The sequence below is a fragment of the Pseudomonas sp. PAMC 29040 genome, assembly GCF_003994535.1.
In the GTDB taxonomy this organism is placed as follows: Bacteria; Pseudomonadota; Gammaproteobacteria; order Pseudomonadales; family Pseudomonadaceae; genus Aquipseudomonas; species Aquipseudomonas paraversuta.
This window is the reverse complement of the sequence record NZ_RZAA01000004.1, coordinates 402,354-424,867: the sequence shown is the minus strand read 5'-3', so window position 1 is coordinate 424,867 and position 22,514 is coordinate 402,354. Positions and strand designations below refer to the sequence as shown.

Annotated in this window: 23 protein-coding genes and 1 pseudogene; 10 read left to right on the top strand and 14 right to left on the bottom strand. The window is 58.7% G+C overall.

Translation table 11 applies throughout. The features are described 5' to 3' along the window. Positions 1 to 3 precede the first annotated feature (3 nt). The gene (locus tag WG29040_RS09775) at positions 4 to 1,728 is read right to left on the bottom strand and encodes a tetratricopeptide repeat protein (RefSeq protein WP_127196070.1); all 1,725 of its coding nucleotides are present in this window, start codon (positions 1,726 to 1,728) and stop codon (positions 4 to 6) included. A 214-nt stretch (positions 1,729 to 1,942) separates the two neighbouring features. Here WG29040_RS09775 and hemA point away from each other — a divergent pair, with 214 nt between their 5' ends. The 6 genes from hemA (at position 1,943) to WG29040_RS09745 (ending at position 7,308) form a co-directional block, all read left to right on the top strand. Further along, the gene (gene hemA, locus WG29040_RS09770) at positions 1,943 to 3,226 is read left to right on the top strand and encodes a glutamyl-tRNA reductase (protein WP_003439801.1); all 1,284 of its coding nucleotides are present in this window, start codon (positions 1,943 to 1,945) and stop codon (positions 3,224 to 3,226) included. A gap of 2 nt (positions 3,227 to 3,228) precedes the next feature. Continuing rightward, entirely contained in the window at positions 3,229 to 4,311 is a 1,083-nt protein-coding gene (prfA, locus tag WG29040_RS09765) for a peptide chain release factor 1 (protein ID WP_003439803.1), read from the top strand. Beyond that, complete coding sequence (gene prmC / locus WG29040_RS09760) at positions 4,312 to 5,142, top strand: peptide chain release factor N(5)-glutamine methyltransferase (RefSeq protein ID WP_003439804.1); 831 nt, start codon at positions 4,312 to 4,314, stop codon at positions 5,140 to 5,142. Then, positions 5,136 to 5,891, top strand: coding sequence for a molybdopterin-synthase adenylyltransferase MoeB (locus tag WG29040_RS09755; protein WP_003439805.1), 756 nt, complete (start codon positions 5,136 to 5,138; stop codon positions 5,889 to 5,891). Before prmC ends, WG29040_RS09755 begins: the two co-directional genes overlap by 7 nt. Further along, complete coding sequence (gene murI, locus WG29040_RS09750) at positions 5,884 to 6,675, top strand: glutamate racemase (protein ID WP_127196069.1); 792 nt, start codon at positions 5,884 to 5,886, stop codon at positions 6,673 to 6,675. Before WG29040_RS09755 ends, murI begins: the two co-directional genes overlap by 8 nt. Before the next feature lie 114 nt (positions 6,676 to 6,789). Next, positions 6,790 to 7,308, top strand: coding sequence for an acyloxyacyl hydrolase (locus tag WG29040_RS09745; protein WP_003439807.1), 519 nt, complete (start codon positions 6,790 to 6,792; stop codon positions 7,306 to 7,308). 107 nt (positions 7,309 to 7,415) lie between these two features. On the opposite strand, the pseudogene WG29040_RS09740 reads toward WG29040_RS09745, so the two are convergent. The 11 genes and pseudogenes from WG29040_RS09740 to WG29040_RS09690 all read right to left on the bottom strand — a co-directional run. After that, positions 7,416 to 7,541, bottom strand: a pseudogene (locus WG29040_RS09740) (YkgJ family cysteine cluster protein); the annotation flags it as partial. 116 nt (positions 7,542 to 7,657) lie between these two features. Then, complete coding sequence (locus WG29040_RS09735) at positions 7,658 to 7,963, bottom strand: YkgJ family cysteine cluster protein (protein ID WP_003439808.1); 306 nt, start codon at positions 7,961 to 7,963, stop codon at positions 7,658 to 7,660. A gap of 78 nt (positions 7,964 to 8,041) precedes the next feature. Next, positions 8,042 to 8,557, bottom strand: a complete 516-nt coding sequence (locus WG29040_RS09730; RefSeq protein ID WP_010656042.1) for a DUF2878 domain-containing protein — start codon at positions 8,555 to 8,557, stop codon at positions 8,042 to 8,044. Next, positions 8,550 to 9,821, bottom strand: coding sequence for a cyclopropane-fatty-acyl-phospholipid synthase family protein (locus WG29040_RS09725; protein WP_127196068.1), 1,272 nt, complete (start codon positions 9,819 to 9,821; stop codon positions 8,550 to 8,552). Before WG29040_RS09725 ends, WG29040_RS09730 begins: the two co-directional genes overlap by 8 nt. Next, positions 9,808 to 10,608: a DUF1365 domain-containing protein gene (locus WG29040_RS09720; RefSeq protein ID WP_003439813.1), complete on the bottom strand. Its 801-nt coding sequence runs from the start codon at positions 10,606 to 10,608 to the stop codon at positions 9,808 to 9,810. The genes WG29040_RS09725 and WG29040_RS09720 overlap by 14 nt, the downstream gene beginning before the upstream one ends. Then, complete coding sequence (locus tag WG29040_RS09715) at positions 10,605 to 11,852, bottom strand: NAD(P)/FAD-dependent oxidoreductase (protein ID WP_127196067.1); 1,248 nt, start codon at positions 11,850 to 11,852, stop codon at positions 10,605 to 10,607. Before WG29040_RS09715 ends, WG29040_RS09720 begins: the two co-directional genes overlap by 4 nt. Further along, on the bottom strand, positions 11,849 to 12,619 hold the full coding sequence (locus WG29040_RS09710; protein WP_003439816.1) for an SDR family oxidoreductase: 771 nt from the start codon (positions 12,617 to 12,619) through the stop codon (positions 11,849 to 11,851). The genes WG29040_RS09715 and WG29040_RS09710 overlap by 4 nt, the downstream gene beginning before the upstream one ends. After that, positions 12,612 to 14,057, bottom strand: coding sequence for a deoxyribodipyrimidine photo-lyase (gene phrB, locus WG29040_RS09705; protein WP_003439818.1), 1,446 nt, complete (start codon positions 14,055 to 14,057; stop codon positions 12,612 to 12,614). Before phrB ends, WG29040_RS09710 begins: the two co-directional genes overlap by 8 nt. 10 nt (positions 14,058 to 14,067) lie before the next feature. Then, the gene (locus WG29040_RS09700) at positions 14,068 to 15,003 is read right to left on the bottom strand and encodes a MerR family transcriptional regulator (protein WP_127196066.1); all 936 of its coding nucleotides are present in this window, start codon (positions 15,001 to 15,003) and stop codon (positions 14,068 to 14,070) included. A 2-nt stretch (positions 15,004 to 15,005) separates the two neighbouring features. Next, the gene (locus WG29040_RS09695) at positions 15,006 to 15,974 is read right to left on the bottom strand and encodes a DUF523 and DUF1722 domain-containing protein (RefSeq protein ID WP_010656039.1); all 969 of its coding nucleotides are present in this window, start codon (positions 15,972 to 15,974) and stop codon (positions 15,006 to 15,008) included. A gap of 185 nt (positions 15,975 to 16,159) precedes the next feature. Further along, positions 16,160 to 17,146, bottom strand: a complete 987-nt coding sequence (locus WG29040_RS09690) for an NAD(P)/FAD-dependent oxidoreductase (RefSeq protein ID WP_003439824.1) — start codon at positions 17,144 to 17,146, stop codon at positions 16,160 to 16,162. 205 nt (positions 17,147 to 17,351) lie between these two features. Here WG29040_RS09690 and WG29040_RS09685 point away from each other — a divergent pair, with 205 nt between their 5' ends. Both WG29040_RS09685 and hemH read left to right on the top strand, forming a co-directional pair. Next, on the top strand, positions 17,352 to 18,254 hold the full coding sequence (locus tag WG29040_RS09685; RefSeq protein WP_003439826.1) for a TIGR01777 family oxidoreductase: 903 nt from the start codon (positions 17,352 to 17,354) through the stop codon (positions 18,252 to 18,254). A gap of 13 nt (positions 18,255 to 18,267) precedes the next feature. Then, complete coding sequence (hemH, locus tag WG29040_RS09680; RefSeq protein ID WP_003439827.1) at positions 18,268 to 19,293, top strand: ferrochelatase; 1,026 nt, start codon at positions 18,268 to 18,270, stop codon at positions 19,291 to 19,293. Between the two features lie 72 nt (positions 19,294 to 19,365). On the opposite strand, the gene WG29040_RS09675 is transcribed toward hemH, so the two are convergent. Next, the gene (locus WG29040_RS09675; RefSeq protein ID WP_003439829.1) at positions 19,366 to 20,640 is read right to left on the bottom strand and encodes a uracil-xanthine permease family protein; all 1,275 of its coding nucleotides are present in this window, start codon (positions 20,638 to 20,640) and stop codon (positions 19,366 to 19,368) included. A gap of 1 nt (position 20,641) precedes the next feature. Then, positions 20,642 to 21,280 (bottom strand): uracil phosphoribosyltransferase, encoded by a 639-nt coding sequence (upp, locus tag WG29040_RS09670; protein WP_003439846.1) that lies wholly within the window; start codon positions 21,278 to 21,280, stop codon positions 20,642 to 20,644. A 165-nt stretch (positions 21,281 to 21,445) separates the two neighbouring features. On the opposite strand from upp, the gene WG29040_RS09665 reads away from it, so the two are divergent. Then, positions 21,446 to 22,003 (top strand): hypoxanthine-guanine phosphoribosyltransferase, encoded by a 558-nt coding sequence (locus WG29040_RS09665; RefSeq protein WP_003439847.1) that lies wholly within the window; start codon positions 21,446 to 21,448, stop codon positions 22,001 to 22,003. A gap of 17 nt (positions 22,004 to 22,020) precedes the next feature. Beyond that, a complete protein-coding gene (locus tag WG29040_RS09660) occupies positions 22,021 to 22,494 on the top strand; it encodes a WbuC family cupin fold metalloprotein (RefSeq protein WP_127196065.1) in 474 nt (157 codons plus the stop codon). The last annotated feature ends 20 nt before the right edge of the window (positions 22,495 to 22,514 follow it).

Genomic DNA, 22,514 nt, shown 5'->3' with positions numbered 1-22,514 from the left:
GATTTAAAGACTCTCCGATCCGGTCAGGCGCAACACGGTCTTGCGCAGGATTGGGCTTTCAGGATTTTCTTTAAGGAACTTGCTCCAGATCTGCTTGGCCTCGCGCTGTTTGCCATTGGCCCACAGAACTTCGCCCAGATGCGCAGCCACTTCCTGGTCCGGGAAGCGTTCGAGGGCCTGGCGCAGCAAACGTTCCGCCTCATCCAGATTACCCAGGCGGAAATTGACCCAGCCCAGGCTATCGAGCACGGCCGGGTCGTCCGGGTTCAAGTCGTAAGCTTGCTGGATCAGCACTTTGGCTTCGGCATAGCGGGTGGTTCGATCTGAAAGGGTATAACCCAGCGCGTTCAATGCCATGGCATTGTCGGGTTCGCGCTGGATGATTGCGCGCAGATCGCGCTCCATCTGTTGCAGATCGTTGCGCTTCTCGGCCAGCATGGCGCGTGAATACAGCAGGTTCAGATCATCGGGATACTGTTTGAGTGCCTGCTGCAGGACATTCCAGGCCCGATCGGTCTGATTGTTCGCGGCCAGGGTCTCTGCTTCTATCAAGTACAGCTGGATAGCGTAGTCCGGCTGCGCATCGCGGGCGGCGGCCAGTTTTTTCGAGGCTTCATCTGCGCGGCCGTGGCTGACAAGAATATCGGCCTGACGCAGTTGCGCGGGCAAATAGTCATTGCCGGGACCTACCAGGGCATATTCGGCGAGAGCGCCCTGTGGGTCATTGCGCTCTTCGGCAATGCGACCCAGGTTCAAGTGCGCAGAGTCGACATGACTGTCGCGCTCGATCAACTCTTCCAGATAGCCCTGGGCTTCATCCCAGTTTTTACCTTCGAGGGAAATCAGCGCCAGCGAGAAGCGCAGCTCATCGTCTTCAGGGTACTGCTCTGCGAGGCTGGCGAACTGCGTTTTGGCCTCGGCCATACGGTTCTGTTCAATCAGGGTGCGCGCGTATGTCAGCCCCAAACGTTTGTCATCGGGGTACTGGCGAATGCTTTTTTTCAGCAGCGGCAGGGCTTCATCACCGCGATTGAGGCTTTGCAGCAAACGAGCCCGCAGCAACACCGGGGCGACTTCGCCATCCTGGGGCGGATTCTTTTCCAGCAACTTGAGGGCGCCTTCAGTGTCACCGTCCTGTTGCATCAGCAAGGCCTTGCCGAAAATCAGCTGGCCGTTGTCCGGGTGCTTGACCAGCAGGCGATCAAAGCTTTTCTGCAGGCCGGCACGGGTATCGGCATCTGTTTCTGAAGCCGACAGGGCCAAAAAGTCGAAGTGAGTATCGCCTTTGGCCTGCAGGACTTTCTCCATGTACACCATGGCGTCGTCATAACGACCATTGCGCGCCAGCTGAATGGCAGCCGCACGTTGTGCCTCAAGATCGTCCGGCGCGTTTTTAGCCCAGATCAGCGATGTATCGAGAGCGGCCTGATCGGCGCCCAGGTACTCGGCAATTCGCAAGGCGCGCTCGGCAATGCCGGGATCTTGCGTATTGATCGCCTGGGTGACGTAGTTGTCGAGAGCGATATCCAGACGATTACGTTGGCCGGCCAGCTCCGCGCTCAGCAGGCTGTACAGCGTTTCTTCGCTGAACGAGCCATAAACCGTGGGTTTTTCCGGAGTGGAAGTAGCCTCTTCAGCCGGCGATGAATCATCCGGTGACGTGGGGGCCAAAGCCTGGCAGCCACTGAGAAGGACGAGAGAGAGGAGCAACGCGGAGGATCTATTCATATAGGAGAAGGGCGACTTACCTGCGGTCCGGGCATCATGACACATGCGACAGGGCAAACCCTAACAGGTGCGACTATCGAATATCTGGGTCAATGGATGTTTGATAATTGGGCTTCAAGAGAACTTAACTATAGAGACAATAGTCAGCAATGGTTGTTCTGAATCTGGCGAAGTAGGACAATTGTCGGCTTCTCGTCATCATCAGCGATCTTGAATGGCCTTCCTCGCACTCGGTATTAACCACAAGACTGCTTCAGTAGACGTCCGCGAGCGCGTGGCTTTTACTCCAGAGCAGTTGGTTGAGGCCTTGCAGCAACTCTGCCGACACACCGACAGCCGCGAAGCTGCGATCCTCTCCACCTGCAATCGCAGCGAGCTATATATAGAACAGGACCACCTTTCGGCAGACTCGGTGCTGAAGTGGCTGGCCGACTATCACCATCTGAGCCTCGAAGAATTACGTGCCTGTGCCTATGTCCATGAAGACGATGCTGCCGTTCGTCACATGATGCGTGTGGCTTCAGGCCTGGACTCGCTGGTGTTGGGCGAACCACAAATTCTCGGCCAGATGAAATCGGCCTATGCCGTGGCGCGTGAGGCGGGCACGGTCGGGCCTTTGTTGGGGCGGCTGTTTCAAGCGACCTTCAACTCGGCCAAGCAAGTGCGCACCGACACCGCCATCGGTGAAAACCCGGTTTCGGTGGCGTTTGCCGCCGTGAGCCTGGCCAAGCAGATTTTCAGCGACCTGCAGCGCAGTCAGGCCCTGCTGATCGGCGCCGGCGAGACCATTACCCTGGTCGCCCGTCACCTGCATGAGCTGGGGGTAAAACGCATAGTCGTGGCCAACCGTACACTGGAGCGTGCCAGTACTCTGGCCGAACAGTTCGGGGCGCACGCGGTGTTGCTGTCGGACATTCCCCAGGAGCTGGTGCACAGCGATATCGTGATCAGCTCCACCGCCAGCCAATTGCCGATTCTGGGCAAAGGCGCGGTGGAAAGCGCTTTGAAACTGCGCAAGCACAAACCCATTTTCATGGTGGATATCGCCGTCCCCCGGGATATCGAGCCAGAAGTCGGCGAGTTGGACGACGTTTACCTCTACACCGTCGATGACTTGCACGAAGTGGTCGCGGAAAACCTCAAGAGTCGCCAGGGCGCAGCCCAGGCAGCGGAAGCGCTGGTCAGCATTGGTGCTGAAGACTTCATGGTGCGTTTGCGTGAGCTGGCGGCAGTGGATGTGCTCAAAGCCTATCGCCAGCAAAGCGAGCGCCTGCGTGATGAAGAACTGCAAAAGGCCCAGCGGATGCTCGCCAACGGCAGCAATCCCGAAGACGTGCTGGTACAACTGGCACGCGGCCTGACCAATAAATTGCTGCACGCACCCAGCGTGCAGCTGAAAAAGCTTTCCGCCGAAGGCCGCCTCGATGCGCTGGCCATGGCCCAAGAACTTTTTGCCCTCGGTGAGGGCTCATCGGATAGCTCTGCGGATAAAAAATAGTAATGAAAGCGTCACTGCTGAATAAGCTGGACATCCTCCAGGACCGTTTTGAAGAACTGACCGCGTTGCTTGGCGATGGCGAAGTCATCTCTGATCAGACCAAATTCCGTGCCTATTCCAAGGAATACGCGGAAGTAGAGCCCATTGTTGCAACCTACGGGCAGTGGCTGAAGGTACAGGCCGACCTTGAGGGCGCCCAGGCGTTGCTCAAGGATAACGACCCGGACATGCGCGAAATGGCGGTTGAAGAAGTCCGCGAAGCCAAAGAACGGCTGCTCGAGCTGGAACAAGACCTGCAACGCATGCTGTTGCCAAAAGACCCGAACGACGGGCGCAACGTATTCCTTGAAATTCGCGCCGGAACCGGCGGCGATGAAGCGGCCATTTTTGCCGGTGACCTGTTCCGCATGTACTCGCGTTACGCTGAGCGTCGTGGCTGGAAGCTGGAAATTCTGTCGGAAAACAGCGGCGAGCATGGCGGCTACAAAGAAGTCATTGCCCGGGTTGAAGGCGAGAATGTTTACGGCAAGCTGAAGTTCGAGTCGGGGGTACACCGCGTACAGCGGGTACCGGCGACCGAATCCCAGGGGCGGATTCATACTTCTGCGTGCACCGTGGCGGTACTGCCGGAGCCGGACGAGCAAGAAGCGATCGAGATCAACCCGTCCGACTTGCGCGTCGATACCTATCGCTCTTCGGGCGCGGGTGGTCAGCACGTTAACAAGACCGACTCGGCCATTCGCATCACGCACTTGCCATCGGGCATCGTGGTGGAGTGTCAGGAAGAGCGTTCCCAGCATAAAAACCGGGCGCGGGCGATGTCCTGGCTTTCGGCTAAATTGAATGACCAGCAAACCAGCGCCGCTGCCAATGCGATTGCCAGCGAACGAAAATCCCTGGTGGGCTCGGGGGATCGCTCCGAGCGCATCCGGACTTACAATTTTGCACAAGGGCGGGTCACCGACCACCGTGTCAATCTGACCCTGTATTCCCTGGATGATGTACTGGCTGGCGGTGTTGATGCCGTTATTGAGCCGTTATTAGCGGAATTTCAGGCTGACCAACTGACGGCCCTGGGTGAGTAAATGACCATTATTGCCAGCTTGTTGCGTGCCGCAGAACTGCCAGACTCGCCAACGGCGCGCCTGGATGCGGAACTGTTACTGGCCGCAGCCCTGGGCAAGTCGCGCAGTTACCTGCACACATGGCCCGAAAAAATTGTCAGCAGCGAATCGGCTTTGACCTTTTCCGGCTACCTGCTGCGTCGTCGTGCCGGTGAGCCTGTTGCCTACATTCTGGGTCAGCAGGGCTTCTGGAAGCTGGACCTTGAAGTTGCGCCCCACACGCTTATTCCCCGTCCTGATACCGAACTGCTGGTCGAAACTGCGCTGGATCTGCTACCCGCCAGCCCCGCCAGGGTTCTGGATTTAGGTACCGGCAGCGGTGCAATTGCCCTGGCCCTGGCCAGTGAACGCCCTGCGTGGCACGTCACTGCGGTCGATCGGGTACTTGAAGCCGTAGCCCTGGCCGAGCGTAATCGTCAGCGCCTACAGCTTGAAAACGTCCATGTACTGACCAGCCACTGGTTCAGTGCGTTGGCTGATCAGCGCTTCGACCTGATTATCAGCAACCCGCCTTATATTGCCGCGGGCGACGTGCACCTGGCCCAGGGCGATGTGCGTTTCGAGCCTGAAAGCGCATTGGTCGCCGGTGTCGATGGTCTGGACGACATTCGCGAAATTATCCAGGCCGCGCCACAACACCTGAATCCAGGGGGCTGGTTGATGCTCGAGCACGGGTACGATCAGGCCGACGCTGTTCGCCAGCTGTTATCGGGTGCAGGTTTTGCACAGGTCGAAAGCCGCAAGGACCTGGGCACCCACGAACGCATCACCCTGGGTCGCCTGCCGTGCTGAGCGATGAGGAACTGTTGCGCTACAGCCGACAGATCCTGCTGCAACAGGTCGATATCGAAGGTCAGCTCAAGCTGAAAAACAGCCGTGTACTGATCGTCGGTGTGGGCGGGCTGGGTTCGCCAGTGGCGCTCTACCTGGCGGCTGCCGGGGTTGGCGAGCTGCACCTGGCCGATTTTGACAGCGTCGACCTGACCAACCTGCAACGCCAGATCATTCATGACAGCGCCAGCATCGGCCAGAGCAAAGTCGATTCGGCCATGCAGCGTCTGGCCGCGATAAACCCGCAAATCAAGCTTGTTGCCCACCGTTCGGCACTGGATGCCGACACGTTGGCAGATGCCGTGTCGCAGGTTGATCTGGTTCTCGATTGCTGCGACAACTTCGGCACCCGCGAAGCCGTGAACGCGGCCTGCTTCGTGGCGCGCAAACCACTGGTCAGTGGTGCGGCAATTCGCCTTGAGGGGCAGTTGTCGGTGTTTGACTCCCGCCAGCCGGCGAGCCCTTGCTACCACTGTTTGTATGGTCATGGCAGCGAAGACGAACTGACCTGCAGTGAAGCCGGAGTCATAGGCCCGCTGGTAGGCTTGGTCGGCAGTCTGCAGGCCCTCGAAGCCCTGAAACTGCTGGCCGGCTTTGGTGAGCCGCTGGTGGGGCGTCTGTTGTTGATCGATGCCCTGGGCACGCGGTTTCGCGAACTGCGAGTCAAGCGCGATCCCGGGTGCAGCGTATGCGGTACGGGCCATGAATGAAGCACCGGTAGGTGTTTTCGACTCCGGTGTCGGCGGTCTGTCGGTGCTGCGGGAGATTCATGGTCTGTTGCCCAATGAGTCACTGCTATATGTGGCGGACTGCGGACACATTCCCTACGGCGAAAAAAGTCCTGAATTTATTCGCCAGCGCTGCGCCGTGATGGCGGATTTTTTTCAGCGCCAGGGGGCTAAAGCTCTGGTGCTGGCATGCAACACCGCCACCGTAGCCGGCGTTGCGCAGTTGCGTCAGTCTTACCCCGACTGGCCCATCGTCGGTATGGAACCTGCGGTCAAACCGGCTGCTGCGGCCACACGCAGCGGGGTGGTGGGGGTACTTGCAACCACCGGTACTTTGCAAAGTGCCAAATTTGCCGCCTTGCTTGACCGCTTTGCCAGCGATGTACGGGTGATCACCCAGCCGTGTCCGGGGCTGGTGGAGCTGATTGAAACCGGTGACTTGCTCAGCGACGAGCTGCGAACCCTGTTGCGCGGCTATGTCGAACCGCTGGTGGCGGCGGGTTGCGACACCATTATTCTCGGCTGCACCCATTACCCCTTCCTCAAGCCCCTGCTGAGCCAGATGCTGCCGTCTTCGATCATCCTGATCGACACCGGCGCCGCAGTGGCCCGCCAGCTCAAGCGGTTGTTGAGTGAAAGAAGCCTGCTGGCAGCGGGCCCCGCCCGGCAAACACAGTTCTGGACCAGCGCCTCGCCGGAGCACATGCAAAATATCCTGCCGCTGTTGTGGAATAAATCAGGGAGTGTGCAAAGCTTCGGTTTGTGAAAAAAGTGTGAAAAGGTTCAAGACGGTTGAACTTTCGGGCGGTGACTGGATTCTTAGCGCTTGTCTGATGAGGCACACAACAATGATCTTTGCATACGGAAGCGGGATTTTCTTATGAAGCGATTTTTTTGCCTGGCTGCGCTGGCAGCCACTGTTCTGGGGCACAGCTACACAGCACAAGCGGCCGGTATCGAGTTTGGGGTAGGGCACACCAGTGAATCGACCATGACTTATCGGCTGGGCTTGAAGTCCGATTGGGACAAGAGCTGGCTGCAGAGTGATGTTGGTCGTCTTACAGGTTATTGGGATGGGGCTTACACCTACTGGGAAGGTGACAAGTCATCTGCGAACCACAGCTTGTCGTTCTCGCCTGTATTTGTGTACGAGTTTGCCGGTGAAACGGTCAAGCCTTATGTAGAGGCCGGCATCGGGGTCGCAGCGTTTTCCCACACTGAAGTTGAGGGCAACAAGCTGGGGACGGCTTTCCAGTTTGAAGATCGCCTGGGTTTTGGCCTGCGCTTTACCGGTGGGCATGAAGTGGGTATTCGAGCGACTCATTACTCCAATGCCGGGCTATCGAGCACCAACGACGGTATAGAGAGCTACGCCCTGCATTACACAATGCCGCTGTAACGTACGTCTTCCCCGTAGGAGCGAGCTTGTCTCGCGAGCTTTTCAGCGTGATATGCCATACCGCAAAAGCTCGCGAGACAAGCTCGCTCCTACAAGGGATCAAACCGCTACCGATAGGCGGTTGTGATGCCTTGACGCTCGTTCAGGCATTCAACATCACCCATCTCGAACTCGCGGCAAATCAGCGGACGCTTTTCGTAGATGGTGCACATCATGGTGTTGCGATCCAGTCTGCCGCTGTAACGTAGGTCTTCCCTGTAGGAGCGAGCTTGTCTCGCGAGCTTTTCAGCGTGATATGCCATACCGCAAAAGCTCGCGAGCAAGCTCGCTCCTACAAGGGATCAAACCGCTACCGATAGGCGGTTGTGATGCCTTGACGCTCGTTCAGGCATTCAACATCACCCATTTCGAACTCGCGGCAAATCAGCGGACGCTTTTCGTAGATGGTGCACATCATGGTGTTGCGATCCAGCGCTGCACACCAGCCATCATCGAGGCGCAGCATGACCTCGCCGCCCCAGTCATCGGTGTCGATAAAGCGCTCGGGCACACCGGTGTCGGTGATCAACATCACTTCCAGTTGGCAGCAGCATGCCGCGCACGTCGAACAGGTGACGGCGGGTTCGGTAATTTCGGTCAGGGGGATGTTGGTCATAGGCGCGCAGTGTAAGGCAGAGCAGCTGTCAGGTGTAAAACCGCTGACAAACCGCCATTCATCCCTGTAGGAGCAAGCTCATTCTCGCAGCGGAAGTTGGGCTGTCTGCTTGCCCGCCAGCCATTGCAGCGCCGGGAACAACCCCGCCCATAACACCGCGAGCAAGACCAGGGTCGGCCACAGTCCGAACCCGAATTGCACTGCCCCCAGCCGTTGCCCTGCGTAATACGACAATGGCCCGCCAACCGCGCCCAGCAGCACCGCCCGCCATGCCGGTCGTGCCGTCCATGCCAGGCAATGGTTCAGGGTGGTCGCCAGTAATGCCCAGAGCAGCATCAACCAGAACGGGATCAAAATCCCCTCCTGCCGGAACTCAAAAACCCCGGCATTGAGCAGCAGGCTGTCCACCAGGGTGCCGAGCAAGCAGACGCAAATGATCAAGCGCACTTCTGTCCACCGGGCACTTATCCACAGTCCGTTCACCAGTAGTACGCCCGCCGGCAGTAGTAACCACAGGCTATTGCCACCCAGCACACAGGCAAACCAGCCAAGCTGGAACATTCCGGCATTGGCCAGCAGCTTCAGATCAAGCATCAAAGCGCCCGAGCAAGGGTTGCGGCATGGCCCCGGGTTTGGCCAGCAACAATTGCGCGGTGCCGATACTGCGTTCGAGGAAGCCACCTTCGCAGTAGCACAGGTAAAATTCCCACAGACGCAGGAAGTATTCGTCATAGCCCAGCTCGGTCAGACGGCCGTGGGCGCGGCGAAAGTTCTCATGCCACAGGCGCAAGGTTCTGGCGTAGTGCAGGCCAAAGTCCTCCATATGCATCAGGTTCATGTCGGTATCGCGGGTGACGATCTCGAGCATTTTCTGCACGCTGGGCAGTGCGCCTCCGGGGAAGATGTAGCGCTGGATAAAGTCCACGCCGGTTTTGGCTTGCTCGTAACGCTGGTCTCGAATGGTGATGGCTTGCAGCAACATCAACCCCTGGCTCTTGAGCAGGTGCGAACACTGTTTGAAGTAGTTGGGTAAAAAATGATGGCCGACCGCTTCGATCATCTCGATGGACACCAGTTTGTCGTACTGCCCGGTCAGATCGCGGTAATCCTCCAGCAACAAGGTCACCTGATTCTGTAGTCCCAGTGCCTCGATACGCTTACGGGTGTAATCGAATTGTTCCTTCGAGAGTGTGGTGGTGGTCACTTTGCAGTGGTAATGCTGCGCGGCAAAAATTGCCATGCTGCCCCAGCCGGTGCCGATTTCCAGCAAGTGGTCTTCGGGCTTGAGGTCGAGCTTCTGGCAAATGCGTTGCAGCTTATTCAGTTGGGCCTGTTCCAGGCTGTCGTCAGGGCTGAGGAACTGCGCCGCTGAATACATCATGGTGGGGTCGAGAAACTGCTCGAACATCTCATTGCCAAGGTCGTAATGAGCCGCAATGTTTTTTTGCGAGCCTTTGCGGGTATTGCGATTGATCCAGTGCAAGCCCCGTATCAACGGGCGTCCCAGGCTGGCAAGCCCACCCTCCATGGCGTCCAGAACCTTCAGGTTGCTGACCAGTACCCGGACCACTCTGGTCAGGTCGGGCGAGCTCCAGTAGCCGTGGATAAATGCTTCGCCGGCGCCTATGGAACCGTTGCTGGCGATCATCCCCCAGACACCGGGGTCGCTGATGTGCACTTCGCCGATCAGTGTCGCGTTGCTGTCACCGAACAGATGGCGCTCGCCATTTTCAGTCAGCACTAATTGGCCGTGCTGCAGCTGGCTGAGTTGACGCATGACTCCGCGCCGCAGCAGTACGCTGGTCAGATTGTAGGTACTCAATCGTGAGGTTTTGCTCACCAGGCTAGGGCTTTTCATGACGTTTATCCTTGGGTTGCAGGGCGGCAATACGAAAGGCGCCGTCGGCGGCCTGATGGGAAAAGATCGGCGTACGTTTGAGAAACAGGCGCAAGGCTTGCCAGTAAATGGCCAGGCAAGTCTTTGCCGTCATCCATGGAAATTGCCGCAAGTAGCGATGCAAACCTGGACGGTCGAGCGCGCTGCGTTGCAGATTGAGGGTGGCATCGAACATTTTCAGCTCACCTTGCCAATCCGCCATATGCACACCGAGTCGGGCAGCGGGCGGGCTGAAACTCATGCGGTATTCCAGATCGCGGGGCAGAAAAGGCGAGACATGAAATGCCTTGGCCACGGCAAAATGCTGATGGCTGTCACCCAGGGCCGGGAGCACGTAGTGATAGTGCTCGCGCCACGGGGTATTGCTCACTTCGCACAGGATGGCAGCCAGTTGCCCGTCAGCCTCGTAGCAATAAAAGAAACTCACCGGGTTGAAACTCAAGCCCCAGCTGCGGGCCTGAGTCAGTAAGCAGATGGCACCTTGGGGCGTATGCCCGAGGGCCCGGGCGACTTGTTGGCGAACGGCATCCATCAGGCGCATGCCGGTCCTGGTGTAATCCTTCAGGTAATCGGTTTCACGAAACGAGAAGGGTGCAAAGCGGCTTTTTCCAGCCAGTGGTGAGAGCCCCAATACAGCATCCTGTTCGTCCAGGTCGAGATACAGCAAGCCGATGCGGTAGCGGAATGCATGGCTGGTCGGCGCAAAACGCCTGTGGGCGATCCAGCCGCTGTACAGGGCGCTGTTCATAGCTGTTGGCCGAATGCTGAGGCGACACGCAAAGCGCTGACCACCCCGTCTTCGTGAAAGCCGTTAGCCCAGTAAGCACCGCAAAAATAGCTGTGCTGCGGCCCCAGCAATTCTTGCCAGCGCCCTTGGGCGGCTACGGCATCGAGGCTGTATTGCGGGTGGGCGTAGGTGTATCGGGCCAGCACTTGCAGCGGGTCGATGGCCTCGGTCTGGTTAAGGCTGACGCAGAATGTGGTCTCGCTCTCGATCCCCTGCAGGATGTTCATGGCGTAAGTCACGCTGGCGCGGCGTTGTCCGACATCGCCCAGTCGATAGTTCCAGCTGGCCCAGGCCTGTTTTCGCTTAGGTAGCAGTCGGGTATCGGTGTGCAGGACCACGTCGTTATCGGCGTAGGGCAGGGCGCCGAGGATTTGCTGTTCGGCGACTGTCGGCCGGGCCAGCAGCTTTAAGGCCTGATCGCTATGGCAGGCAAAAATCACTTTGTCGAAGCGCTCGATGCCTGCCGGGCTGTGGATGAGTACACCCAGGTCGTCGCGTTCAACCGCCGTAACCGGGCAGTTGAGGCGAATGTGTTCGGCAAAACCTGCGCTCAGCGGTTGTACATAGGCGCTCGAGCCACCTTCGATCACTCGCCACTGCGGGCGATTGGTGATGCTCAGCAAGCCGTGGTTCTTGAAGAAGCGGATAAACGCCTGCAGCGGAAATGCCTGCATCTCGGCCAGAGGCATGGACCAGATCGCCGCGCCCATCGGCACAATGTAGTGCTCGATAAACCGGGGGCCATAGCCACGCTGCTGCAGGTAGTCGCCCAGTCGGGTGTCGCTGGCAATGCGCTGTTGTTGCAGGTCGCGTACGGCCTGGCGATTGAAACGCAGGATATCGCGCAACATGCCCCAGAACCCGGGGGACAACAGGTTGCTGCGTTGGGCGAACAAACTGTTGAGGCTGTTGCCGTTGTATTCGAAATTGCGTCGGGGGTCGTGCACCGAGAAGCTCATCTCAGTGGCTTTGGAGCGCACCCCCAGTCGATCGATCAGCTTGATGAAGTTGGGATAGGTCCAGTCGTTGAACACGATGAAGCCGGTATCAATTTGATAGTGACGCCCGCCGATGCCGACATCCACCGTATGGGTATGCCCCCCCACCCAGTCACTGGCCTCGAACACGCGGATATCGTGTTCTTTATGCAGTAAATAGCCACAGGTCAGGCCTGAGATGCCGCTGCCAATGATCGCGATTTTCATGATGGTGTCTCGTCAGAAGTCCGTGCCAGGCGTTTTCCAATCGCCAGTTGCAGGCGTTTTGGCAGGCTCGCCATCAGTTTGAGAGTGGCGATAAATGACCAGGGAAAAGCGATTTCCAGCGGGCGGTTTTCCAGACGCTGGCAAATATGCTGTGCGGCTTTGAGTGCAGGCCAGCGCATGGGCATGGGGAAGTCGTTTTTTGCCGTCAGCGGGGTGTCAACGAAGCCGGGGCTGACCAGGGTGACATCCATTCCCTCGTGGGCGAGATCGATGCGCAGTGACTCCAGCAAGTAGCGCAGTCCGGCTTTTGACGCGCCATACGCTTCGGCCCGGGGCAGGGGCCAGAAGGTCACGGAACTGACCACGCCCACCAGGTGCGGGCGGGTGCCTGCACGCAGTAAAGGCAGCGCACTTTCAAGGCAGTAAGCGCTGGCCAGTAAATTGGTGCGCACCACGCGCTCGATCAGGGCTGCGTCGAAGTGCCGGACGTCGACATATTCACAGGAGCCGGCATTGAGAATCACGCAGTCCAGCGCGCCCCAGGTGTGGGCGATACGCTTGCCGATTTCCCGCACTTGCAGGCTGTCGGTCAGGTCGCCGGGCACCAGCAGCACCTGCCCCGGGTAGCGTTCGGATAACGCTTGCAGGGGGGGCAGGGTACGGGCACTCAATGCCAGGCGGGCACCGCTGTTGAGCAGTTGTTCCGCCAGGTGAGCACCAATCCCGCTGCTGGCCCCGGTAAGCCAGATACGCCGTGTCTCAGCCATCGCACACCTCGTAAAGCTGGCGCGACGGCAGATTCTTGAACGCGCTGAGGGCCCGTTCGCGACTGTGTTTCAAGTCGACAATTGGCCGCGGATAATCGGCAACCCCAAACAGGCCGCCGGCAATGGCCGGGTTATGAATCTCTTTTTTATTCAGCGTCGCAAGTTCTGGCAGCCAGTGCTTGATGAAGCGACCTTCGGGATCGAAGCGCTCGGACTGACTCAAGGGGTTGAAAATTCTGAAGTAGGGCACCGAATCGGTCCCGGTGGATGAGCTCCACTGCCAGCCGCCGTTGTTGGCTGCCAGATCGCCATCAATCAAGTGCTGCATAAAGAAGCGCTCACCCTCGCGCCAGTCGATCAACAGGTTCTTGGTCAGGAACATTGCCACCACCATCCGCAGGCGGTTGTGCATCCAGCCGGTTGCCAGCAGTTGGCGAATGGCCGCGTCGATGATCGGGATACCGGTGCGCCCCTCTTTCCATGCCGCCAGTTCTTGTGGGGCATCACGCCAGGGCAAGAACTCGGTGTCGGCTCTGAATGCGCGATGCCGGGAAACCCGTGGGTAACCCACCAGAATATGTTTATAGAACTCGCGCCAGATCAGTTCGCTGATCCAGGTCGCGCAGCCGACACTGCCGCTTTCAAATTCGCCGTTGTTGCTGAGCAGTGCTGCATGCAGGCATTGGCGGGGTGAGATAACGCCTGCTGCCAGGTAGGGCGAAAGCTGGCTGGTGCCAGGTTTGGCGGGCAAGTCACGCTCTTCTTTGTAGTAGTGGATTTGCTCGTCGGCGAAGCGTGCCAGGCGCTGCCGGGCTTCGTCTTCCCCGGCCGGCCAGAGTGCGCGCAGGGTTTCGTCGGGCGGCGCAAAGCCGCTAACAGATTGAGCAATCGCATCCCGGGCAATGGTCAGCTGCGCCTGGGGCCGAGGTGTGGCCACTATGGGCGGCAGCCCCGTGTGCAGGCGCTCATAGCAAACCTTGCGGAACTGGCTGAACACCTGAAAGTAGGTCCCGGTTTTGGTCAGCACACTGCCGGGTTGAAACAGCAGTTGGTCGAGGTGACGATGAAAGCCGATGCCCTTGGCGTCGAGGGCACGGGCGACGGCTTGATCGCGCCGGGTTTCATGGATGCCGTATTCATCATTTACATGCACGTCCTCAATGCCCAACTGTTGGCACAGTTCAACCAGCACCGCGGGGGCCTGGTCCCAGGCGGGCGCGCTGCGAATCAGTAACGGGATATTCAGTTGCTCGAGGCTGTCGCTCAGGACGCTCAGATTACGCAGCCAAAAATCGACTTTGCACGGCGCGTCGTCATGGGCCAGCCATTGCTCGGGGCTGATGAGATACACGGCCACAGTGGGGCCGCGTTCAGCTGCGGCGCTCAGGGCGGTGTTGTCGTTTTGGCGCAAGTCGCTGCGCAGCCAGATCAGTTGCATGTTTATTCCTCTAGAACAGTCCGAGCTGGCTGAGCCGTTGATGGGCTTCAAGGGGATCGCGAGCAAGAGACAATCCTGCGATTTCAGTAGTACTTACGGCCAGTTCGGCGCTATGGATGCATACCGTCGGTCCGGCAATCAGGATCGGGCAGTCAACGCCCTTCAGTAGCTTTGGCAGTTGCTGGGGGTTCAGGGTCTGGCTCGAATAGAGGACCACGGCGGGTGATTTGAGGCGTTCCACCGCCAATGCCAGTTCACCGCCGGGCAGGGGCGCGTCGAAGACTTCAACCGGGCAGTGGCTGCTGCTGACCAGCCAGGCGGTGAGCCACAGCTGGGCTTCGAAAGGCTGGGGTGAATGGTTGATCAGCAGGATGGGCTTGCCTTTGAGTGAGCGATTGTTGTGGTAGATACGGGCGCCCAGCTTGCTGCGTAGCCAGGAGCTGAAAAACACTCGCTCCAGTTGTGCCCCGAACTGGCCCTGCCAGCGTTGTTCCAGCTCGCTCAACAGCGGGATCAGCAGCTGTTCGCACAGGGTGTGGGCCGGATACAGCGACATGACCTGATTGAAGTTGTCGTCCAGTCTGCGCCCGGCCAGCTCAGTGATCGCCAGCGTCAGGGCCTGGCTCCATGCCAGCCAGTCGTTGTCGACGGGTTCGCGGTGGCTCGGCGCCAGGTCGAGCAGTGGCTTGACCTGGCTGACCGACACCCCGCGATTGAGCCAGGTCAGAATGTGCTGGATTCGCTGGATATGGGCGGCTGAGAACAGGCGATGACCTTTGGCGGTGCGGTGCGGGACGATCAGGCCATAACGCCGCTCCCAGGCGCGCAGGGTCACGGCATTGACCCCCGTGATGCGCGCCACTTCGCGTATCGGTAGCCAGCCTTCGGCCAGGGCCTGGTTGTAGTCGGGTGCGGCAGAGCTGGTCTGCGAAAGGTCCTGATTCATGGTCAGATCGCATTGCGCAGGCTGAGGTTTTCCGGGTGCGGTTGCAGGTACACCTGCCGCGAGATATAGGGATCCGGATGCTGGCGAAAATGATGCTTGAGCAGTGTCAGCGGCACCACCAGCGGCACAATGCCGTGCAGGTACTGGCCAATCAGGTACTGCATTTCTTGCTTGTCTTCGCGGCTGAGGGACTGTTTGAGATAGCCGCTGATGTGTTGCAGCACATTGGTGTGAGTGCGGCGCGTGGCGCATTTTTTCAGGGCTTTCATCAACTCGCTGAAATACTGCGGGGCAATTTCGCGAGGGTCGCCCTTGCCCAGGCTCCCCAGCATGTTGCCCAGGGTTTTGTACTGTTCGGGGTGGTGGGCCATAAGCTGGTATTTATAGCGGGCATGAAACTCGGTCAGGGAGCGGCGGGTGATACCGTCTTCGAGCAACTGTTGCCAGGCGCTATAGGCGTAAACCCGGGTCAGAAAGTTTTCACGCAATACCGGGTCGTTGAGGCGGCCTTCTTCTTCAACCGGCAAGTCCGGGTGCGCGGCGCAAAACGCTTGTGCGTAAATACCCCGTCCTCTCAACTCTGCGGGGCGTCCACCGTCCTGATAGACCTTGACCCGCTCGAGTCCGCAAGACGGCGACTTTTGCATAAAGATGTAGCCGCAAATGTCTGTGTGCGCTGCGGCCATGGCCACAGCGTAATCGTGCAGTGGCCGGGTTACGTCCATAGCGCTGTCGACACTGCCTACGGCTTGGGGTTGGGCAGGGTCGCCGATCAGGCGAATGGGCTGGCGCGGAATGCCCAGCCCGATGGCGACTTCGGGGCACAGCGGGACGAACTCGAAATACTCACTCAGGGCCTGGCTGCACAGTTGCGAAGCCTTATGCCCGCCGTTGAAGCGAACTTCGGCGCCCAGCAGGCAGGCACTGATGGCGATTTTCGGTTTGTCGCGGGCTGAGACGGCGCTGACCATGGGATGAACCTCCAGGAATTACTTGTACATCTTTGTAGCGATGTACAACCTGGCTTCATCTTAGGCTTTGCCTTGTACAAGTCAATTATCTTGTACAAGTATTTGGGGCTTCTACAGGAGCGAGCCGTTTTTAAAAGATCGCCAGCAAGCTCGCTCTTACAGAGGCTATACGCCAGCCCTGGGCTTTATTCGAGGTGCTCGATCAAGCGCCGGGCTGCCTCCTGGCCACTGAGCCACGCGCCTTCGACCCGGCCTGACAGGCACCAGTCGCCACAGGCATAAAGCCCCAGATCGGCATCGGTCAGTGCTCCCCATTCATGGGCGGTGGAAGGCCGGGCATAGAGCCAGCGGTGGGCCAGACTGAAGATCGGCGCAGGCATGGGGAAGTGCATCAGTTCGGCAAAGGCACCGTGCAAGTGCTCGATGACTGCTTCTTTGGACAGATCCAGGTTTTGCCTGCTCCAGGCGCTGGTGGCATGCAGCACCCAGGTGTCGGGCTTGTGCTCACGCCCCGGTTTACTGCTGTTGCGGGCTAGCCAGTCCAGCGGGCTGTCTTGCACGAAGCAGCCATCCATTTTGGTTTCCAGGGGCGTATCGAAAGCCAGGGCGACGGCCCAGGTCGGGTCCATTTTCACTCCGGCCGCGGTGCTTGCCAGTTTGGGCGCACAAGCAAGCAGGGCGGTTGCCTGAGGTGCCGGCGTTGCCACTATCACATGGCTGTAGGGGCCGTGACTGACCTCGTCGGCATCCAGCAGGTGCCAGTGTTTTTCACCGCGTATCAAGTCAGTAATACGGCATGCAAACTCAACCTTGAAATGGCCGAGCATGCCGCGGGTAATCGCGCTCATGCGCGGGCTGCCTACCCAGCGGGTCTGTTCGTCCGGTGACGGTGTGAGCTGGCCGTTCTTGTGGTTGTACAGATGAGGTTCCCACTCAGCAGCCCAGCCCAGGGCTTGCCACTGCTGGACCTCATCGACAAAGCGGCGATCGCGGGCAGTGAAATACTGGGCTCCAAGATCCAGTGATCCCGCATCACTGCGCTTGCTCGACATGCGTCCGCCGCTGCCGCGGCTTTTATCGAACAGATGCACAGTGTGCCCGGCCTTGTGCAGTGCCCTTGCGGCAGACAATCCGGCGATGCCGGCCCCGATAATTGCGATAGGTACAGTCATATTGGCCTCAATCCCTATTTGCCCAGTCAGCTGCACAAACTACGATGCCGCCAATATCTGTACAAATTAATTTATTAGTATAAGTTTTAGTGCGCTTGCCGGGCCAGCCTAGCCTATTCTTTATGAAGCCAGCGGCCCGAAGAAATGGGAATTTCTTTAAAAATAGACCAGTGCACCCGATAAAACTCCCAGCGAGGATCAACTCATGCACATTTTGCTGACCGGCGGTACAGGCTTGATCGGGCGCCAGCTTTGCCGTCACTGGCTGGCGCAAGGTCATCGCCTGAGCGTGTGGAGTCGTCGCCCTGATCGCGTGAGCGAATTGTGCGGTGCCGGCGTAAGAGGCGTCGCCACACTTGAAGAACTTGGGCAGGAGCCGATTGATGCGCTGATCAACCTTGCCGGCGCGCCGATTGCCGATCGGCCATGGACACGCAAGCGCAAGGCGTTGTTGTGGGGCAGTCGGATTACGCTGACGGAAACCCTGGTGACCTGGCTGGCCAGCCGCGAACAAAAACCTTCGGTGCTGGTGTCCGGTTCGGCAGTGGGCTGGTATGGCGATGGGGGTGAGCGCGAGTTGACCGAAGAGTCGCCTCCGGTGAGCGAAGACTTCGCCAGCCATTTGTGTATTGCCTGGGAGGAGACCGCGCAACGCGCACAGGCCTTGGGCATTCGTGTGGTGCTGGTGCGTACCGGCCTGGTGCTGGCGGCCGAGGGCGGCTTTTTGTCGCGCCTGTTATTGCCTTTCAAACTGGCGTTGGGCGGGCCGATAGGTAATGGTCGGCAATGGATGCCATGGATTCATATCAATGACCAAATTGCCCTGATTGATTTTCTTGTGCATGAGAATGCCGCGTCGGGTCCTTATAATGCCTGCGCGCCGCATCCGGTACGCAACCTTGAGTTCGCCAAAACCCTGGGCAGCGTGTTGCACCGTCCGGCGTTCATTCCCGTTCCCGCCTTTGCCTTGCGCGTTGGTCTGGGCGAATTGTCACAGTTATTGCTGGGCGGCCAACGGGCCACGCCGGCCAAATTGCTGGCAGCCGGTTTCACTTTTCAGTTCACCGATTTGCGTGCGGCCCTGGATGATCTGTCCGCCCGCCTCTGAAATAGGATGTTGCATGACCGAGCACGCACTATTACTGGTTAACCTGGGTTCGCCCGCGTCTACTTCGGTAGCCGATGTACGCAGCTACCTGAACCAGTTTCTGATGGACCCGTATGTGATCGACATGCCGTGGCCATTGCGCCGCCTGATCGTGTCACTGATTCTGGTCAAGCGCCCCGAACAATCGGCCCATGCCTATGCCTCCATCTGGTGGGATGAAGGCTCGCCGCTGGTGGTGCTCAGCCGTCGCCTGCAGCAGGCGATGAGTAAGGAGTGGACCAAGGGGCCGGTAGAACTGGCAATGCGCTATGGCGAACCGTCCATTGAAACCGTGCTCACACGTCTGGCGGCCAAGGGCATTCACAAGGTCACCCTGGCACCGTTGTATCCACAGTTTGCCGACAGTACGGTCACCACCGTGATTGCAGAAGCCAAGCGGGTGATCAAAGCCGCAAAGCTGGGCATTCAACTCTCCATCGTGCAGCCGTTTTACGATCAGCCCGAATACCTCGACGCATTGGTGGCGAGTACCCGGCCGCATCTGGAGCAGGATTACGATCATTTACTGCTCAGTTTTCACGGTTTGCCCGAGCGCCATCTGCATAAACTCGATCCGACCGGTAATCACTGCTTCAAAAATGCTGACTGCTGCCAGAATGCTTCGCCGGCAGTATTGGCAACCTGCTACCGGGCGCAGTGCTTGCGTACGGCCCAGGAGTTTGCCGATCGCGCGGGGTTGCCGGCGGGCAAATGGTCGGTGGCGTTCCAGTCCCGACTGGGCCGGGCCAAGTGGATCGAACCCTATACCGAGGCACGGCTGGACGCTCTGGCCAAAGACGGAGTGAAGAAGATTCTGGTCATGTGCCCGGCGTTTGTGGCGGATTGCATTGAAACGCTGGAAGAAATCGGCGATCGCGGTCGCGAGCAGTTTATTGCGGCGGGGGGCGAGGAGCTGGTGCTGGTACCGTGCCTGAATGACAACCCTGAGTGGGCGGCAGCGTTGAATACCTTGTGTGAGCGGGCGCCGCTGGCGCTGTAAAACTCCGCTTGCAGATACCTTGTGGAAGCCTGGCAGGCCAGGCTTCCACAAGATCCTGGGGGACTTGCCGATTTAGATAACCGGCCCGTCACCTTTCTTGTGTTTCCAGCTGTCATTGCCCGGCAACAACAGATTCAGCGCAATGGCGACGATGGCACACAGGGCGATGCCCTTGAGGCCGAAGTCTTCCGGGCCCATGCCGGTGCCAATCAGCACTCCGCCGATACCGAACACCAGGGTCACCGAAACAATCACCAGGTTGCGGGCTTCGCTCAGATCGACCTGATGGCGAATCAGGGTGTTCATCCCGACCGCAGCAATTGAACCGAACAACAGGCATAGAATCCCGCCCATCACCGGCACTGGAATGCTTTGCAGCAGTGCGCCGAACTTGCCGACAAATGCCAGGCTAATGGCGAAAATCGCCGCCCAGGTCATTATTTTCGGGTTGTAGTTCTTGGTCAGCATCACTGCGCCGGTCACTTCGGCGTAGGTGGTGTTGGGCGGACCGCCAAGCAGGCCGGCAGCGGTGGTGGCGATGCCGTCACCGAACAGGGTGCGATGCAGGCCGGGCTTTTTCAGATAGTCGCGGCCGGTCACGCTGCCCACGGCAATCACTCCGCCGATGTGTTCAATGGCCGGGGCCAGGGCCACGGGGACGATAAACAGAATCGCCTGCCAGTTGAACTCGGGAGCAGTGAAGTGCGGCAGGGCAAACCATGGGGCGGCGGCAATCTTGGCCGTGTCCACTACGCCAAAGTAAAACGCCATCGAGAATCCCACCAGCACGCCGGCAATGATCGGCACCAGGCGGAAAATGCCTTTACCGAACACGGCTACGATCAGGGTGGTCAGCAGGGCTGGCATCGAGATCAGCATGGCGGTCTGGTAGTGGATCAGCTCGGTGCCATCTTCAGCGCGGCCCATGGCCATGTGCGCTGCAATCGGGGCCATTGCCAGACCAATCGAGATGATCACCGGACCAATCACTACGGGAGGCAGCAGGCGGTCAATAAAACCGGTGCCTTTGAGCTTTACCGCGAAACCGAGGAAGGTGTACACGAAGCCTGCTGCCATCACGCCGCCCATGGTCGCGGCAAGGCCGAACTGGCCTTTGGCGAGAATGATCGGGGTAATGAACGCAAAGCTTGAAGCCAGAAAAACCGGCACCTGGCGCCGGGTCACGATCTGGAACAACAGAGTCCCGAGACCCGCGGTGAACAGCGCGACGTTAGGGTCGAGGCCGGTAATCAAAGGCATCAGGACCAACGCGCCAAAGGCCACGAAGAGCATCTGCGCGCCAGATATGATCTGGCGCCAGAGCGGGTCGTTGAACTCGTCCTGCATGTTATGCGTCCTTTTGCTTGGTGCCGAAGATCTTGTCGCCAGCATCGCCCAGGCCAGGAATGATGTAACCGTGTTCGTTCAGACGCTCATCGATGGAGGCGGTGTAGATGACGACGTCCGGGTGAGCGGCTTCTACAGTGGCAATGCCTTCTGGCGCGGCAACCAGCACCATGGCGCGGATTTCTTTGCAGCCGGCTTTCTTCAGCAGATCAATGGTGGCAACCATGGATGCACCGGTGGCCAGCATCGGGTCGATGATCATCGCCAGACGTTCGTTGATTTCCGGTACCAGTTTTTCCAGGTAGGTGTGGGCCTGAAGGGTTTCTTCGTTACGGGCTACACCGACTGCGCTGACTTTGGCGCCTGGAATCAGGCTCAGTACACCTTCGAGCATGCCAATGCCGGCACGCAGGATCGGGACGACGGTAATTTTCTTGCCGGCGATTTTTTCAACTTTAACAGTGCCGCACCAGCCTTCAATCTCGTAGGTTTCGAGGGTCAGGTCTTTGGTGGCTTCATAGGTCAGCAACGCGCCTACTTCCTGAGCAAGCTCGCGGAAGTTCTTCGTGCTAATGTCTGCGCGGCGCATAAGGCCGAGCTTGTGACGAATCAGCGGGTGGCGTATCTCGCGAATGGGCATGGGGGAAAGGCTCCGTGGGCAGGCAAAAAAAGCGGCCTAGATTAATCTAATACGGGGTGATGTCCTACTAAACATTACTGCACGTTAGTCCATAAATACTTGATCTGAGCCATGCGGGTGCGTACCTTTGCCCGCTTTTCTTGCACAACCCCCCTGGAGAGCGTCATGTCTGCTGATCTCGAGCATATCCGTCAAATCATGCGAGAGGCTGACTGCCTGTACACCGAAGCTGAAGTCGAGGCAGCCATTGCCCGCGTTGGCGCGCAAATCACGGCCGAAATGGCCGAGACCAATCCAGTAGTATTTTGTGTGATGAATGGCGGCCTGATTTTTGCGGGCAAGTTGCTCACCCACCTGAAGTTCCCGCTTGAAGCGTCTTACCTGCACGCGACGCGCTATCGCAATGAGACCACTGGCGGCGATCTGTTCTGGAAAGCCAAGCCAGAAGTGTCGTTCATTGACCGTCATGTTCTGATCATTGATGACATCCTCGATGAAGGTCACACCCTGAGTGCCATCGTCGAGTTCTGCAAACACGCAGGTGCCCGTCAGGTGCACACGGCGGTGCTGATCGACAAGGACCATCAGCGCAAGGCGCGTCCGGACCTGAAAGCCAATTACGCGGGTCTGCCGTGCATTGACCGCTACCTCTTCGGTTATGGCATGGACTACAAGGGATACTGGCGCAATGCCGCCGGGATTTATGCCGTCAAAGACATGTAATAAAGGACGTTGAAACCATGACCCGCCCCAGCTTTCTCGATCAATCGCTCTTCAACGACCTGGCAGAGAAAGCTGCCGGCAACCCCCGTGGTCGCCAGCATCACAACTTGCATCAGATGGAAGAGGCCTGCCATCGCATGGTGGTGGGGCTGCAACCCTCCACCTATGTACCGCCGCACCGGCACCTGGGCAGCGACAAGGCTGAGACCCTGCTGGTACTCAAGGGCACGCTTGGCGTCCTGATTTTCGATGAAGAAGGTCGGGTGCTCGACAAGCGCGTATTGCAAGCCGGAGGCGGGAGTCTGGGGGTCGATCTGCCAGCAGGTATTTTTCATGGGCTGGTGGTGCTTGAGGACGACAGCCTGATGTTCGAGTGCAAAGCCGGGCCTTATCGGCCGGTTGGAGACGGCGAACTGGCACCCTGGGCTCCTCGCGAGGGTGAGCCTGCAGTGGCCGAGTATCATTGCTGGATGCGTGCGCAATTTGATTAAACTGCGGGTTGACGCTGGCT